Source organism: Arthrobacter sp. DualSoilB13 (assembly GCF_055389195.1).
Genome location: NZ_AP035865.1, coordinates 3,388,220 through 3,403,436, shown reverse-complemented (window position 1 = coordinate 3,403,436; position 15,217 = coordinate 3,388,220). Strand labels below are relative to the sequence as shown.

Here is a 15,217-nt window from a genome sequence, read left to right as displayed (position 1 = left end):
AGATAACGCCCCTAAAAGAGCGTCTAAAGGGCGTTAGCTGTACAAAAACTCCAGCTGGATTATGGCCGCGCCGCGAAGCGCTCCAGCAAGTCCACGTGTCCGGACACGATCAACATGTCGTGGCCGGACACCTTGGTTTCCGGGCGGGCGTAGGTGAAGTCCTCGCCCGGAGTTTTTACACCTACGATCGTCACGCCGTACTTCGAGCGGACTTTGGATTCTTCCAAGGTGAAGCCCACGGTCTCCTTGGGCGGGTACATCTTGACGATTGCGTAGTCGTCGTCAAACTCGATGAAGTCCAGCATGCGGCCGGACACCAGGTGTGCTGCACGGACACCGGCGTCGGCCTCCGGGTAGATCACGTGGTTGGCGCCGATCCGGGTGAGGATCTTGCCGTGCGAGGGCGTGATGGCCTTGACCCACAGGTGTTGAATGCCCAGGTCCACCAAGTTCACGGTGATGAGCACCGAGGACTCGATGGACGTACCAACACCCACCACCGCCGAACTGAATTCCTGGGCGCCCAACTGGCGCAGCGCATCGATGTTGGTGGCGTCGGCTTCCACCACGTGAGTGAGGACAGGGGCCCACTTCTGGACGAGGATGCGGTCACGCTCAATAGCCAGGACTTCACGGCCTTGCTTGACCAGTTGCTCTGCGGTGGCGGAGCCGAAACGGCCGAGGCCAATGACCAGCACTGGTGAGTTGTGGGCGGGGCGGTTTGCTGCCCCTGTGCTACTAGCCAATGATTGGCCTCTCTTCCGGGTAGTGGTACAGCTGGCTGCGTTGGCGAAGGGCCAACCCGGCCGCCAGGGTTACGGTGCCTACGCGTCCTGCGAACATGAGGGCGGTCAGGACATAAACGCCCGACGGCGGCAGCTCGGCACTGAGGTTAGTGCTCAGTCCCACGGTGGCGAAGGCGGAAATGGATTCGAAGAGCACCCTGTCCAGGGAGGCGCCGCTGATGGAGAGCAACAGGAAAGCGGCAACTGAGACCAGGGTGGCTCCGGCCACGATTACGGAGATCGCCACGCGCATAGTTCCTTGGGGAATGGTGCGTCCGTAGACCTTGACGTCGGCGTCGCCGCGCGCTTCAGCCATGATGGCCAGGAACATCACCGCGATGGTTGTCACCTTGATGCCGCCTGCGGTGGACGCGGATCCGCCACCGGCAAACATGAGGGCATCGGTGAGGAGCATGGTGGTGGACTCCATGTGGTTTTGATCCACCAGGTTGAAGCCGCCGGAACGGGTCATCACGGAGGCGAACAAGGAATGGATCACTTTGTCGCCCATGCTCATATGGCCGATGGTCCGTACGTTGTCCCACTCCATCAACGCCCACAGGACCGTGCCTGCCGCGAGCAGGATGAAGGAGACCTGGATAGTGAGCTTGGTGTGGAGGTTCCACTTCTTCCAGTTGAGCCCGTTCTGCTGCAGCACCATCACCACGGGGAAGCCAAGGCTGCCGAGGAAGACGCCCAGCATCAGCGGAATGAGGATCCAAAGATCTGTCTCGTAAGGGACGATGCCATCGGAGTGCGGCGTGAATCCAGCGTTGTTGAACGCGGAAATCGAGTAAAAAACGCCGTGCCACACCGATTGCCAGAAGCTCTCGCCAAGCACCATGAAGCGGGGGATCAGCACGATGGCCAGAACGGCCTCAATCACCACTGACGTTACGATGACGATCCGGAGCAGGGTACCCACCTCGCCGAGCCTGCCCGCGTTGTTCATGGCTTCCTGTGCGATGAGCTTGCCGCGCACGCCCAGCCGTTTGCTGACCATGAGGGCAAGCAGGGAGGCCAGCGTCAGGGTGCCGAGGCCACCAACGAAGATGCCGATCAGGATGACCAGCTGACCGAAGAAGGTCCAGTGAGTGGCGGTTGAAACTACAGTGAGCCCGGTGACGCAGACAGCGGAAACCGCCGTGAACATGGACTGGTGCAGAGGCGTGACCGTGCCGGCCGCAGAAGCGGCGGGCAAGGACAACAACCCGGTGAAAACCAGGATCACCACGGCAAAGACGGTCAACGCCAAACGCGCGGGCGAGGTGTTGGCAATGTTGTCGACGAAGTCGCGCACGCGCGTGAAGATCCAGAGACCTTCCCGCTCCTGCTGGTTGGGTTGCCAGTTGGTCGGGCTCGTGGACCGCGACTGGCTTTGAGACATGGCGCTCTTCCTCGGTTGAACAAGCTTTCCTGAGTAGTAAACCACTATTCCCACGGCGTAACCGGGCGGAAGGGTACTCCGGGCTCAGGTAGCCTGTTCTGGATGAACTCAAGGCTTGGAACAACAGCTTCCAGCATTACGCGCTCCGCACTGCCAACGACGGTGGTGTGGGATGCAGCCATGACTGCCTACAACTTTGGTCCGGGTCATCCCATGGCGCCGCAGCGGCTTGAGCTGACAGCGCGGCTCGCCGAATCACTGGGCCTGTTCAACCACAACCATGTGGCCGTTCAGGCACCCACGGTGGCCACCGACGTCGAACTTTTTTCCGTCCATAGCCGCGAATATGTGGAGGCTGTACGCCGGGTCAGTGCTGATCCTTTCGCTCCTGAGGAGGATCGCGGACTGGGAACGGAGGACGATCCCGCGTTCGCCGGCATGCACGAGGCCAGTGCCCGCCTCGCGGGCGGTTCGCTGGTTGCAGCTGAGGCCATCCTTAGCGGCCAGGCCGTGCGCGCTGTGAACTTCAGCGGCGGGATGCACCATGCCGCGCGTGAGCGGGCCAGCGGCTTTTGTGTCTATAACGACGTCGCGCTGGCCATCCAACGGCTGCTCGACGGCGGCGTGCAACGGGTGGTGAGCATAGACGTCGATGCGCACCACGGCGACGGTACGCAGAGTATTTTCTGGAACGACCCCCGCGTCATGACCATCAGCCTGCACGAAACCGGGCTCACCCTTTTCCCCGGGACCGGCTTTGCCAATGAAACCGGAGGCCCGCATGCCCCTGGGACGGCGGTCAACGTGGCACTCCCCGCCTTCACCGGCGACGCCGCCTGGCTCCGGGCTTTCCATGCGGTGGTGCCACAGCTTGTTGGGGCGTTCCAACCAGAAGTCATCGTCAGCCAGCACGGCTGCGATTCCCACCGGGATGACCCCCTGACGCACCTCAACCTCAGCGTTGATGGGCAGCGTGAGGCGGCCTCCGCCGTCGCCGGACTTGCCGCCCGCTATTGCGACAACCGCTGGATCGCTACCGGCGGGGGCGGCTACGACGTCACCGGTGTTGTGCCCCGGTCCTGGAGCCATCTGATCGGCATGGTGACCCAACGGCCGGTGCCGCTGAAAACACCCGTGCCGGAAGCGTGGCGGAATTACGTGAAGGAAACGTACGGCGTGTGGGCTCCGGAGTCGATGGGCGATGACGTGGACGTCTGGTGGCGCTCCTGGGAAGTTGGTTACGATCCCGCGGATGAGGTTGACCGGACCGTTATTGCCACGCGCAAGGAGATCTTCCCCCTCTACGGCCTGGATCCCTGGTTCGACTGAGCGGTGCCGGTCTGGCTAGGGCCTGTAGCGCCACGAAACAGGGATGCCAATTGGCGTATATGTCGCTAGGGTGTAAGGCATGGTGACTGACGACGTATTTGCCGTCATAGCTGAGGCAACCAGGCGCGATATCCTGGTCTCCCTCCGCTCTGGGGATAAAGCTGTAGGCGAATTGGTGGAAGAACTGGCTGCGAGCCAGCCCACCATTTCCAAGCATTTGAAAGTGCTCCGTGAGGCAGATCTCGTCAGCATGCGCGCGCAGGGCCAGAAGCGTTTCTATGCCCTGAATCCCAAGCCGCTGGCCGGCGTCGCCAGCTGGCTGGAAACGTTCGACGTCGGCACCCCGGCGCCCGCAGTCGTCGCACCTTCGGAGGTGCCGGCCGCAGCAGTGCCGGCCGTAGCGGTGCCGGCCGCTGAGCCTTCCGCCGAGCCGGCGGCCGCTGAGCCTTCAGCCGTTGGTGCCCCCGCTCCGGAGGTCCCGCCTACCCGTGCGGACGCCGTAGGCCAAGCTGTCAAGGTTCACGCGAGCGGAACGCCGGTCACGTTGGATCCGTCCTCGGACGATACTGTGCCCCAACAGATCGGCCGAACCGTTGGCCGCGCTGCCACTAAGGCCGCTGATCTTTTGGCGAATCTTCCGAACCTGCCTAACCTTCCCAAGTTCGGCCGTAAGCGATAGTCGTACCCGACTTAACGTGATCCTCATCACATTGTGAGTTTTTGTTAATCTCTTGTTTCCTTGAGTTTTCAACGATTTTCTACAGTTGTGTTAACTCCGCGATGTGGGTCACATTGGCTTCGGATGGAGATCCCACGTCCCTCGGTGCAACCATGAGCGGGACTGATCGTCTCGCCGCTGGCCGGCGCACTGAGGATAGGAAGACGCATGGATTCAAGGCTGGAAGCTGTCCGCGACACTGTGTTGGCGCGGAACCCGGGGGAGAAGGAATTCCACCAAGCCGTCACTGAGGTCTTTGAAAGCCTCGGCCCTGTGCACGATCGTCATCCTGAATTCCTTGAAGGCGCTGTTCTGGAACGCCTGTGCGAACCGGAGCGCCAGATCATCTTCCGTGTGCCCTGGACCGATGATGCCGGCCGCGTCCACGTAAACCGCGGGTTCCGTGTGGAGTTCAACTCCGCCCTCGGCCCGTACAAGGGTGGGCTCCGGTTCCATCCCTCGGTGTACCTGGGAATTGTGAAGTTCCTCGGCTTCGAGCAGATTTTCAAGAACGCGCTCACCGGCATGCCCATCGGCGGTGGCAAGGGTGGCTCGGACTTCGATCCCCGCGGGCGTTCCGACGCTGAGATCATGCGGTTCTGCCAGTCCTTCATGACCGAGCTGTACCGTCACATCGGCGAGTACACCGACGTCCCGGCCGGCGATATCGGTGTGGGTGGGCGCGAAATCGGCTACCTCTTCGGCCAGTACAAGCGCATCACCAACCGCTATGAATCCGGCGTCCTCACGGGCAAAGGCATCTCATGGGGCGGTTCCCTGGTGCGTCCCGAAGCCACCGGCTACGGTACGGTGATTTTCGCCCAGGAGATGCTCAAAACCCGTGGACAGTCCTTCGACGGACAGCGCGTTGTGGTGTCTGGCTCGGGTAATGTGGCCATCCATGCAATCGCCAAGGCGCAATCCCTTGGTGCCAACGTGGTGGCGTGTTCGGACTCCGCTGGCTACATCGTGGACGAAGCCGGGATCGACGTCGCGCTTCTAAGCCAGATCAAGGAAGTGGAGCGTGGTCGCCTCACGGACTACGCCGCACGCCGGCCGGGCGCCAGCCATGTTGCCGGTGGTTCTGTGTGGGACGTGAACGGCACCGTGGCCTTGCCCTGCGCCACGCAGAACGAACTCGACGGCGACGCTGCGGCCAAGTTGGTCAGCAACGGACTGATCGCCGTGGCTGAGGGTGCCAACATGCCGTCCACACGTTCTGCCGTATCCGTGTTCCAGGAAGCCGGGATCCTGTTCGGTCCGGGCAAGGCAGCCAATGCCGGTGGTGTGGCTACATCTGCCTTGGAAATGCAGCAGAATGCCAGCCGTGACTCCTGGTCCTTTGAGCACACGGAGCAGCGGCTCACGGAGATCATGGTGGGCATCCATGATCGCTGCGCCCAAACCGCGGACGAATACGGTGCGCCCGGAAACTATGTGGTGGGCGCCAACATCGGTGGCTTCGTCAAGGTAGCCGACGCGATGCTCGCCCAAGGTCTGATCTAACACTTTTACCCAGCTGGGTAGCAGCAGAGCGCGTTTTGAGCCGGCCTCAAAACGCGCTCTGCTGCTACCTACATGGGTGACGGTCAGCGCTGGAGTAGCCGCACGTGGTCCGGGTTCAGGTCCGCCACCTTGCTGACGCCCAGCAGCGCCATGGTGCGGGTCATGTCCTTCTCCAGGATCTGGATGGTGCGGTCCACGCCCTCACGTCCACCGGCCATCAGGCCGTAGAGGTAGGCGCGGCCGATCAGTGCGAAGTCGGCGCCCAGGGCCAGGGCTGCCACAATGTCTGCTCCGCTCATGATGCCCGTATCCAGCATGACCGCGGCCTTGCTGTTGTCCGCCTTCAGGGCTGCGGTAACGTCCGGGAGCAGGTGGAACGGAATGGGGGCGCGGTCCAGTTGGCGTCCGCCGTGGTTGGACAGGATGATGCCGTCGGCACCGTGATCCACAACCTTGCGGGCGTCCTCCACGGTCTGAATGCCCTTGACCACCAGCTTGCCCTTCCACGTTTCGCGGAGCCAGTCCAGGTCCTCGTAGGTCAGGGTGGGGTCGAACATGGAGTTGATGAGGTCAGCAACGGTGCCCGTGTACCGGGAGAGCGAGGCGAATGTCAGTGGCTCGTGGGTGAGGAAGTTGAACCACCAGGCCGGGCGGTACGAGGCGTCCAGCACGGTCTTGATGGTCAGTGCCGGCGGGATGGTCATGCCGTTGCGGACATCGCGGAGACGGGCGCCGGCAACGGCGGTGTCCACGGTGACCATGAGGGTGTCATTGCCGGCCTTGGCGGCGCGCTCGATTAGTTCCAGGGAACGGGCGCGGTCCGTCCACAGGTACAACTGGAACCAGTTCCGGCCGTTGGGGGCGGAAGTGGCCACGTCTTCAATGGACGCCGTGCCCATGGTGGACAGGGTGTATGGAATTCCGGCGGCTTCTGCTGCCTGGGAGCCTGCATATTCGCCTTCGGACTGCATCATGCGCGTGAACCCTGTGGGCGCGATGCCGAACGGAAGGCGTGATTCCTTGCCCAGGATGTCCGTACGGAGATCAATCTTCGAGACGTCGCGGAGAATTCCGGGCCGGAACTCTATGTCCTGGAACGCCTGGCGTGCACGGCGGAGAGTGATTTCTTCTTCGGCAGCACCGTCGGTGTAATCGAAAGGCGCCTGCGGGGTGCGGCGCTTGGCGATCTCGCGCAGTTCCCAGATGGTGCTGGCACGCTTCAGGCGGGCGGTCTTGCTGAATTCGGGCTTCTTGAACTGCATCAGCGGCGCCAGATCGGAGACCTTGGGAACGCGGCGCTTCAGTGCCGGTGGAAGCACGACGGCGGGTCGCGGCTGTGCGGGACGGGTCACGGTTTCGTCGCTACCGGCATTGGCTGGCGCAGCCGTGATCTTGGGGTCGAGGGTGTCGGTCATGCGGTTCTCCCTTGAATTCTGTGGTCCTACCACTGTGGTCTAACCACACTGTAATCCATGTGGTTGGACCACATCAACTAGTATTCCGGTATGCGTACCCACGAGTTGGTCCTGCAATGGATCGAGAAGCAGCTGTCTGACGGAGACCTCGCCCTGGGGGGACGGCTGCCGGGTGAGCGCGCCATGGCCGAACAACTGCAGGTTTCCCGGACCTCGGTGCGAGAGGCTGTCAGGATCCTTGAGGCAATGGGCGTGGTCCGTGCCGGTGTGGGGTCGGGTAAGGACGCCGGCACGGTGGTGATCGCCGAGCCGGGGTCGGCTCTGGGGTCCACGCTAAGGCTTCATGTTGCTACGCGCCATCTCCCGGTAGCGGACATTGTGGAGACCCGCGTCCTGCTTGAATCCTGGGCTGCGGAACGGGCTAAGGTGGGCGTGCCGGAGCTGGAGGAAGCGGCTGCGCTCCTGGATGAGATGGATACGGCGCCTGACATCGACACTTTCCTGGCCCTTGATGCCCGGTTCCATGTGGCCTTGGCTCAGGCCGCGGGAAACTCGGTGGTCAGCGCGATGATGGCCTCGCTCCGGGGTGCGATCGAGAACTATGCAAGTGAGCTGACGGGACACCTCCCGGACTGGGAAACAACCTGCGCAAGGCTTCGCTCCGAACACCGTGCCATCCTCGCCGCCGTGAACATTCACGACGGCGGCAAGGCGGCTGAGCTTGTTGCAGCGCACATCCAGGGCTTCTACAAAGAGGCGGGAGTGGGCTCCAACCCATCGCCGAAGTAGAGTGCCCCGCGTTGTTTTAGGAGGCGGGCGTGAGTGCGGGCGCCGCGGTGCTCTTGCGGATCTCCACCCGGGGTGAGAACTCATCCTGCGCCTGGGTGGCAGTTTCGCCCGCCTGTTGTATCTGTTCGCGCATCCTCCGCCAGGCCAGGCTTCCGAGCTCGTTGATGGGCACAGCTGCCGTGGTCAACGGGGGCGTGGTGTATTTGGCGAACGGGATGTCATCGAAGCCGGTCACGGAAATGTCCTCCGGAACGCGGACGCCGCGCTCGTGCAAGCCGCTGAGCAGGCCCATGGCCACCAGGTCATTGAAGGCCAGGATTCCGGTGGCGCCGCTGGCGATGATGGCCTCGGTGGATTCGTGGCCGGAGTCGAAGTTGGAGCCACCATAGAGCATCTGCAGCTCGATTTCCGGGTGTTCTGTCCGGAATTGGTCCAGGCCAACAAGGCGCTGGCGGTTGGATGCGCTGTGCTCCGGGCCGGAGAGGAACACCAGGCGGCGGTGCCCGAGTGATACCAGGTGGTGGGCCAGTTCCTGGATGCCTTGCCCGTAATCCACGCTCAGGCTCGGCGTGTTGGTGGCAATGGTGGTGCGGTTGATCAGCACCAGTGGGTGCAGGGTGGGCGCTAGTTCTTCCAGCTCCGCATCGCTCATGCGGGGGGCGCAGAGCACTACGCCATCGCAGCGGCGTCGGGCCTCGCCGGCAAGGATGGCTTCTTCGCTGGTAACTTCCGAGGAATCAGCAATGAGGACGCGGTACCCGTCCTGGGCCGCGGCGATGCTGAGTCCACGGAGGATTGCCTGGAACGTGGGGTTGGCCAGGTCCGGAACTACGATCCCAATGGTGTCAGTTTTTCCGAGGGCCAGGCTGCGCCCCACCGGATTGGGCTGGTACTTCAATTCAACAGCGGCGGCCCTGACCCGTGCGGCAATGCCGGGGTCCACGGCGGCGTTACCGTTCATGACGCGTGACACGGTGGCGTGCGAGACGCCCGCCTTCTCTGCGACATCGGCAATGCCAACGCGCCTGTTGGTGTTCCTGCGTGCCATGTGGCCCCTTCCCATTGGTCGCCTCCCGCATGCTCCGTCGTTGGAGCAGTGGTTGACGTGACCACCAGAGTCTTGATACAAAGCTTATAACGCTCTGAGAAAACGCTTTCTCATGATTCTTCCCATACGAAGCCGGGCCGTCAAGCGGTTCACTCCTGCCTTTTGAAAGGGGCATTCAATATGGTCAACGTCGACTCAGCTGAGACCCAGACCGCATCTGCCGCACCCGCAGCCCAGACTGAAGGCCCCCACCGAACCCGGATAGCGCTCATTGGCACCGGTGGCCGCTCAGAGATGTACATCCGGGCCATCTACGGACAGCACTCGGACGTCGCTGAACTTATTGCGCTTTCCGACGTCAACCAAGGCCGGGTGGACTTCTACCAGGACCTCATCAAGGAACTGGGCGGAACGGAGCCGGTGGCATCCTTCGAACCTGGCCAACTCACCAGCTTCATCCGGGCAAACGGCATTGAGCGGGTGATCGTCACCACGCCCGACTACACCCACGCGGACTACATCGTGGAGGCACTTGAGGCGGGTGCCGACGTCGTGGTGGAAAAGCCGCTCACCATCGACGTTGAGGGCTGCCGCCGGATCACCGACGCAGTGGCCAAGACGGGCCGCAACGTGGTGGTCACGTTCAACTACCGCTACTCGCCGCGCAACAGTGCGTTGAAGGAAGTTATCCAGAACGGCGTGATCGGGAAGGTAACGTCCGTCGACTTCAGCTGGGTGCTGGATACCGTGCACGGCGCTGACTACTTCCGCCGCTGGCACCGCGAGAAGAAGAACTCCGGCGGCCTGCTCATTCACAAGGCTTCGCACCACTTCGACCTGGTCAACTGGTGGATCAACGATGTTCCGGAGCGCGTCTTTGCCTCCGGTGGCCTGCGCTTCTACGGCGACAAGAATGCAGCCGAACGTGGCCTGGGAGCCCGTCCGGAACGCGGCACCGTTGATGGCCTTGAGTACGATCCATTCCGCCTGGACATGCGCGACGACGAGCGCCTGAAGGCCCTGTACTACGACAACGAAAAGTTTGACGGCTACATCCGTGACCAGGACGTCTTCACCGAGGGCATCACTATCGAGGACAACCTCGCCCTGGTGGTTGACTATCAGGGCGGCCCGACGCTGAGCTACTCCCTCAACGCCCACAGCCCGTGGGAAGGTTACCGCGTCACCGTCAACGGCACCGAAGGCCGGGCTGAGCTCGAAGTGGTGGAACGTGCCGCCGTCGAATCCAGCACCGATAAAAAGACCGTGGTGGATCCGAGCGCCACTCCCATCGAGGAAGAGGACGCCGTACGCCGCATCGGTGAACGCCTGGTAGTCCAGCGCCACTGGGAAGCAGCCTACGAAGTCCCTATTATCAACGGCGAAGGTGGCCATGGTGGCGGCGACAACCTGCTGCTCTCGGACCTCTTCAACGGCCCCGGCCTTGATCCGCTGGGCCGCCCGTCCGGCTACATTGACGGCCTCCGTTCGGTGTCGGTGGGCATCGCCGGCAACAAGTCCCTGGACACCGACCTTCCCGTCCGCATCAGCGAACTTGGCCTCGGCGCCGACCTCAGCCGCGGCCAGGACTGACCAGCCAACAGAAACCAGGAAACGCACATGAGCAGGATTTTTGTCACCGGCGGTTCCGGCCGGCTGGGCCGCAGCGTGGTGGCCGGACTGGCCCAGGCCGGCCACACCGTGATTTCGGTTGACCGGGATGCCATTCCGGCAGAGCACTTGCCGCCCGGAGCCGAGCAATACACCGCAGATCTGCTGGCGCCGGGGGAGGCGGAGCGGCTCATCCGGGAAACAGCGCCCGACGCCGTCATCCACCTCGCTGCTATTGCGGTACCTTTCAGCGCACCTGAGGATGTCATTTTCAGCACGAACACCCGGCTCGCCTTTGCGGTTGTCAGTGCGGCCACCGACGCCGGTGTCCCGAAGATCGTGACGGCGTCCAGCCCCACCGCCCTGGGCTACGGTTCACCGGCCGGGTGGCTGCCGCCGTCGTTCCCCTTGGACGAGCAGACGCCGCCCAAGCCGTGGAACGCCTATGCGCTGTCCAAACTGATCGCCGAGCAAACCGTGCAGATGTTCGCGGCCGCGCAGGGCGAGAAGATTCGTTATGCGGCATTCCGCCCGTGCTACGTCATCTCGCCGGAGGAATGGGAAGGTGCGCTGACGCAGCAGGGACACACTGTCCGCGAGCGCCTGGATGATCCTGCGCTGTCCGCTCCCGCCCAGTTCAACTATGTTGACGCCCGGGACGTAGCCGATTTCCTGGATGTGCTCCTGGACAAGATGGACTCGATCCCCAACGGCGAGGTGTTCTTCGTTGGCGCGAAGGATGCCTTGGCCACGGCTCCGCTGGCAGAGCTCTTCCCGCGGTTTTTGCCGGGTAGCGGTCCCATCACCGGGCACCTTTCCGGCACCAGTCCGGCGTTTTCCATTAGTAAGGCCCGGGAATTGCTGGGGTGGGAGCCCAAGCGCTCGTGGCGCAGCGAACTCACGCCTCCCTACCAAGGCGCCGACACCGCGTCTGACCAAGAGAACCAACAAGCAGCACTCAATGACGAGAATCCCGCGCGCCTGGTGGCAGCGGGAGCAACAAAGGAGACCCCATGAACTTCGACGGCGTACTGTTCTTCCCCGTCACACCCTTCGCCGAGGACGGCAGCGTGGACGTTGCCCTGTTGAAGGAGCACATCACTTCCCGGCTTCCGTTCGGCCCGGGCGGCGTGTTCCCTGCTTGCGGCACCGGTGAATTCCATGCGCTCTCCCTGGATGAGATCCGCACGGTGGTGACCGCCGCCGTCGAGGCCGTTGCGGGAGCGGTGCCGGTGGTTTCCGGTGCGGGTGGTCCGCTGGGTCACGCGATCGCTGCAGCCAAGGTTGCTGAGGAAGCCGGTGCGGACGCCCTTCTGGTGCTCCCGCCGTATCTGGTGACCGGGCCTACCGATGGCGTGGTGGCTTACGTCGAAGCCATCGCGGCCGCGAGTAGCCTGCCGGTGATCGTGTACCACCGTGGGACTGCCAAGTTTACCGCCGAGGCCATCACCCGCCTGACGGCCAACCCCAAGGTTGTTGGATTTAAGGACGGGATCGGCGATGTGGGCCTGGCCCAGGAAATCGTGTCGGCCATCAACGCCAGCGGTCGCACCGACTTCGCACTCTTCAACGGCCTCCTCACGGCGGAACTGACCCAGGGCGCCTACCGCGGCCTCGGCATCCCGCTGTATTCCTCGGCTGCTTTCGCCATGGCCCCCGAAATCGCCAAGGCCTACTACGACGCCTATGTGTCCGGTGACGAAGAGCGCCGCCACGCCCTGCTTGAAGGTTTCTACGCGCCGCTGGTCCGGCTCCGCGACCAGACTCCTGGCTTCGGCGTCTCATTGATCAAGGCTGGCTTGCGCCTCGCCGGGCTTCCTGTCGGTCCGGTCCGCCCACCGCTGGTGGACCCCAGCGAGGAACAGCTCTTGGAGCTCAAGTCCATCCTGGCCAAGGGCCACGAGCTGGCCGGCCGCTGATGCCCGCCCGCATCACGGGCCTCTCCACCCGGCTGATCACGGTCCCGCTGCTGCGCAGCTGGGGCGTGGAGGCGCCGGAGAACCATGTGATTGTCACCGAGCTGACCACGGACGACGGCGGCACGGGCCACGGCTTCTCGTGGACACCCACCATTGGTCCCCATGCGGTGAAGGCCCTGCTGGATCACGACATCGCCCCGTTCATCCTGGGGTTGGAAGCGAATCCGGAGATCGTGTGGGACCAACTCTGGAAGAGGCTTCACGAGGCTGGCGGGGGAGGACTGACCACCATCGCGATGGCCGGCGTGGACCTGGCGCTGTGGGACCTGAAGGCGCGGCAGGCCGGGACGTCCGTCACGGGGCTTTTGGGCCAGCGCCAGGAATCCGTGGAGGTGTACGGCTCCGGAGTGAACCTGCATTACACCTTGGAGCAGCTGGTGGAGCAGGCGCAGCGCTGGGTTGCTGCGGGACACAACGCGGTGAAGATCAAAGTGGGCAAGCCCGAGCTTCGGGAAGACGCCGAGCGCGTTGCTGCCGTCCGCCAGGTGATCGGCCCGGACCGGCTGCTCATGATCGACGCCAACCAGCGCTGGGACCTGGCCCACACGTTCCGTGCATTGGATATCTTGGGGGAGTACGGACTGGAGTGGTTGGAGGAGCCGATCCGTGCCGATGACCTGTGGGCCTACCGCCGCCTGCGCAAGCACTCCCCGGTGCCCATTGCCCTGGGCGAGAACGTCCACACCATCTACCGCTTCCGCGACTTCATCGAGGCCGAAGCGGTGGACATCATCCAGCCCAACATCGTCCGGGTGGGTGGTATTACCCCCTTCCGGAGAATTGTTGAACTGGCACGGGCCAACAGCATCCGGGTTGCTCCGCACCTTCTTCCGGAACTCTCCGGACAGTTGGCCCTCACCCTGGCTGAGGCCGTGAGCGTTGAAGACGTGGAGGATGCCTCGTTCCAGCAGCTGGGCATCCTGGCAGGACCTTCTCCGATCCGGATCCACAACAGCCGGCTCACCTCGTCCGGCCTTCGCGGGCTTGGCTTCGACTTCAGCTCTACGCCGCACACAGCAGGGCCGCACGCACCTGAGGCGGCAGCCCCAGAGCATTCCGCCCCTGAGAGTAAAGGAAACCGCATTGAGTACAGCAACTCTTGACCTGACCGCCGTTACAGCGGCAGCTACCGAGGCGGCAAAGGTGACCGCAGCGGCCTCCGACGCCGAGCGCGCCGCTTGGCTGACCGCCGTCGCCGACGCTTTGGACGCCAACGTCACCGAACTGGTGGCCATTGCCGATTCCGAGACGAGCCTTGGCACAGTCCGGCTCACAGGTGAGGTGGCGAGGACCAGCGGGCAACTGCGGTTGTTCGCCAACGTGATCACTGAGGGCTCGTACCTCGAAGCCGTCATCGACCACGCCGACCCAACGGCAACTCCGCCCAAGCCCGACCTTCGCCGCATCCTGCGTCCGATTGGTCCGGTGGCCGTGTTCTCGGCGTCGAACTTCCCGTTTGCGTTTTCCGTGGCGGGCGGCGACACCGCGTCCGCGTTGGCCGTTGGCTGCCCGGTGATCGTCAAGGCGCACTCGGGTCACCTCCGCCTGTCCCAGCGGACCGCCGAGATCGTCACCGAAGCGCTGGCAAAGGCCGGAGCCGCGGACGGAATCTTTGCCCTGGTTAGTGGCCGGGAGGCCGGTACTGCCTTGGTCCAGGATCCTGCCATCAAGGCCGTCGGCTTCACCGGCTCCATCCCGGGCGGGCGCGCGTTGTTCGATCTCGCGTCCTCCCGGCCGGAGCCCATTCCTTTCTACGGCGAGCTGGGCAGCCTCAACCCCGTCGTCATCACTGCGGACGCCCTCGCGGAACGAGGACAGCAACTCGCCGCCGGTCTGGCTGGGTCCTTCACCCAGGGCGCCGGCCAGTTCTGCACCAAGCCCGGGCTGGTCTTCATCCCCGAAGGCACGGACTTTGCTTCACACCTGGCCGAGGCCAGCAAGGACAAGCCCACCGCTGCCATGTTGACCGAGCGGATCGCAGAGGCCTACCCGGACGGGCTCCGTAACGTCGCAGACCAGCCGGGTGTCGCCGTCGTCAGTGGCACCGTCCAGCAGGACAGCCTGGCCGACGGCGCCGCGCCCGTGGTGTTCTCCACCAGCGCCGCCAACGTGTTGGCACGCCCGAATGAACTGTTGGAGGAGTGCTTCGGCCCCACCACGCTGCTCATTGAGTATGCCAACCAGGAAGAACTCTCCGCGGCACTCGCGAAGGTCCCTGGCAGCCTCACGGGCACGGTGCACGCCCAGCCGGGCGAGGATGTCTCCGCCCTTGTGGAGCAGCTCAGCGGTCTGGCCGGGCGGGTCCTGTTCGATGGCTGGCCCACGGGTGTCGCCGTGAACTGGGCCCAGCAGCACGGTGGCCCCTACCCGGCTACGACGTCCCTGTTCACCTCGGTGGGCGCTACTGCTGTGCGCCGCTTCCAGCGTCCGGTGGCTTACCAGGACGCCCCGGAAAGCGTGCTGCACCCTGCCTTGCATGACGCCAACCCGCTGGGCATCCCGCGGCGCGTGGACGGCGTACTCACGCTCAGCTAACCCCGGCTACCGCTCCCAAACCCGACCACCCGCACCCAACCGAGTCGCAGCAGAGCGCGTTTTGAGCCCTCAAAACGCGCTCTGCTGCGACTCGGTTGGGTAAGAGCACACGATG

The 15,217-nt window shown here is 63.7% G+C and carries 13 protein-coding genes; 9 read left to right on the top strand and 4 right to left on the bottom strand.

What is annotated here, in order from left to right; translation table 11 throughout:
- Nucleotides 1-59: 59 nt before the first annotated feature.
- Together ACZ5J0_RS15645 and ACZ5J0_RS15640 are read right to left on the bottom strand one after the other, a co-directional pair.
- Nucleotides 60-698 (bottom strand): potassium channel family protein, encoded by a 639-nt coding sequence (locus ACZ5J0_RS15645; RefSeq protein WP_464094739.1) that lies wholly within the window; start codon nt 696-698, stop codon nt 60-62.
- Nucleotides 699-738: 40 nt separating this feature from the next.
- Nucleotides 739-2,172, bottom strand: a complete 1,434-nt coding sequence (locus tag ACZ5J0_RS15640) for a TrkH family potassium uptake protein (protein ID WP_142938058.1) — start codon at nt 2,170-2,172, stop codon at nt 739-741.
- Nucleotides 2,173-2,274: 102 nt separating this feature from the next.
- Here ACZ5J0_RS15640 and ACZ5J0_RS15635 point away from each other — a divergent pair, with 102 nt between their 5' ends.
- From ACZ5J0_RS15635 to gdhA, 3 genes are all read left to right on the top strand, one after another.
- Nucleotides 2,275-3,501, top strand: a complete 1,227-nt coding sequence (locus tag ACZ5J0_RS15635; RefSeq protein WP_464097201.1) for an acetoin utilization protein AcuC — start codon at nt 2,275-2,277, stop codon at nt 3,499-3,501.
- A 79-nt stretch (nt 3,502-3,580) separates the two neighbouring features.
- Nucleotides 3,581-4,180 carry an ArsR/SmtB family transcription factor gene (locus tag ACZ5J0_RS15630; RefSeq protein ID WP_464093482.1) on the top strand — a complete coding sequence of 200 codons (600 nt, stop codon included), beginning with the start codon at nt 3,581-3,583 and terminating at the stop codon, nt 4,178-4,180.
- Between the two features lie 207 nt (nt 4,181-4,387).
- Nucleotides 4,388-5,725, top strand: a complete 1,338-nt coding sequence (gene gdhA, locus ACZ5J0_RS15625) for an NADP-specific glutamate dehydrogenase (protein ID WP_464093481.1) — start codon at nt 4,388-4,390, stop codon at nt 5,723-5,725.
- Between the two features lie 83 nt (nt 5,726-5,808).
- Here gdhA and ACZ5J0_RS15620 read toward each other — a convergent pair whose 3' ends face one another.
- Nucleotides 5,809-7,140, bottom strand: a complete 1,332-nt coding sequence (locus ACZ5J0_RS15620; RefSeq protein ID WP_464093480.1) for an alpha-hydroxy acid oxidase — start codon at nt 7,138-7,140, stop codon at nt 5,809-5,811.
- A gap of 90 nt (nt 7,141-7,230) precedes the next feature.
- On the opposite strand from ACZ5J0_RS15620, the gene ACZ5J0_RS15615 reads away from it, so the two are divergent.
- Complete coding sequence (locus tag ACZ5J0_RS15615; RefSeq protein WP_223940849.1) at nt 7,231-7,929, top strand: FadR/GntR family transcriptional regulator; 699 nt, start codon at nt 7,231-7,233, stop codon at nt 7,927-7,929.
- A gap of 16 nt (nt 7,930-7,945) precedes the next feature.
- Here ACZ5J0_RS15615 and ACZ5J0_RS15610 read toward each other — a convergent pair whose 3' ends face one another.
- Nucleotides 7,946-8,977, bottom strand: a complete 1,032-nt coding sequence (locus ACZ5J0_RS15610; protein WP_166841818.1) for a LacI family DNA-binding transcriptional regulator — start codon at nt 8,975-8,977, stop codon at nt 7,946-7,948.
- 180 nt (nt 8,978-9,157) lie between these two features.
- Between ACZ5J0_RS15610 and ACZ5J0_RS15605 the strand changes: the two genes are divergently transcribed.
- The 5 genes from ACZ5J0_RS15605 to ACZ5J0_RS15585 are packed head-to-tail and all read left to right on the top strand — an operon-like array spanning nt 9,158 to nt 15,102.
- On the top strand, nt 9,158-10,570 hold the full coding sequence (locus ACZ5J0_RS15605; RefSeq protein WP_464093479.1) for a Gfo/Idh/MocA family protein: 1,413 nt from the start codon (nt 9,158-9,160) through the stop codon (nt 10,568-10,570).
- A 27-nt stretch (nt 10,571-10,597) separates the two neighbouring features.
- Nucleotides 10,598-11,605, top strand: coding sequence for an NAD-dependent epimerase/dehydratase family protein (locus ACZ5J0_RS15600; RefSeq protein ID WP_142938066.1), 1,008 nt, complete (start codon nt 10,598-10,600; stop codon nt 11,603-11,605).
- Complete coding sequence (locus ACZ5J0_RS15595; RefSeq protein ID WP_166841815.1) at nt 11,602-12,507, top strand: 5-dehydro-4-deoxyglucarate dehydratase; 906 nt, start codon at nt 11,602-11,604, stop codon at nt 12,505-12,507. Before ACZ5J0_RS15600 ends, ACZ5J0_RS15595 begins: the two co-directional genes overlap by 4 nt.
- Nucleotides 12,507-13,670, top strand: coding sequence for a mandelate racemase/muconate lactonizing enzyme family protein (locus ACZ5J0_RS15590; RefSeq protein WP_166841814.1), 1,164 nt, complete (start codon nt 12,507-12,509; stop codon nt 13,668-13,670). The genes ACZ5J0_RS15595 and ACZ5J0_RS15590 overlap by 1 nt, the downstream gene beginning before the upstream one ends.
- Nucleotides 13,651-15,102: an aldehyde dehydrogenase (NADP(+)) gene (locus tag ACZ5J0_RS15585; RefSeq protein WP_464093478.1), complete on the top strand. Its 1,452-nt coding sequence runs from the start codon at nt 13,651-13,653 to the stop codon at nt 15,100-15,102. Before ACZ5J0_RS15590 ends, ACZ5J0_RS15585 begins: the two co-directional genes overlap by 20 nt.
- Nucleotides 15,103-15,217: the final 115 nt, after the last annotated feature.

Coding starts and splice junctions, on each gene's coding strand:
- ACZ5J0_RS15640 (WP_142938058.1), bottom strand. CDS start 2,172: ATGTCTCAAAGCCAGTCGCGGTCCACGAGCCCGACCAACTGGCAACCC.
- ACZ5J0_RS15635 (WP_464097201.1), top strand. CDS start 2,275: ATGAACTCAAGGCTTGGAACAACAGCTTCCAGCATTACGCGCTCCGCA.
- ACZ5J0_RS15630 (WP_464093482.1), top strand. CDS start 3,581: ATGGTGACTGACGACGTATTTGCCGTCATAGCTGAGGCAACCAGGCGC.
- gdhA (WP_464093481.1), top strand. CDS start 4,388: ATGGATTCAAGGCTGGAAGCTGTCCGCGACACTGTGTTGGCGCGGAAC.
- ACZ5J0_RS15620 (WP_464093480.1), bottom strand. CDS start 7,140: ATGACCGACACCCTCGACCCCAAGATCACGGCTGCGCCAGCCAATGCC.
- ACZ5J0_RS15615 (WP_223940849.1), top strand. CDS start 7,231: ATGCGTACCCACGAGTTGGTCCTGCAATGGATCGAGAAGCAGCTGTCT.
- ACZ5J0_RS15610 (WP_166841818.1), bottom strand. CDS start 8,977: ATGGCACGCAGGAACACCAACAGGCGCGTTGGCATTGCCGATGTCGCA.
- ACZ5J0_RS15605 (WP_464093479.1), top strand. CDS start 9,158: ATGGTCAACGTCGACTCAGCTGAGACCCAGACCGCATCTGCCGCACCC.
- ACZ5J0_RS15600 (WP_142938066.1), top strand. CDS start 10,598: ATGAGCAGGATTTTTGTCACCGGCGGTTCCGGCCGGCTGGGCCGCAGC.
- ACZ5J0_RS15595 (WP_166841815.1), top strand. CDS start 11,602: ATGAACTTCGACGGCGTACTGTTCTTCCCCGTCACACCCTTCGCCGAG.
- ACZ5J0_RS15590 (WP_166841814.1), top strand. CDS start 12,507: ATGCCCGCCCGCATCACGGGCCTCTCCACCCGGCTGATCACGGTCCCG.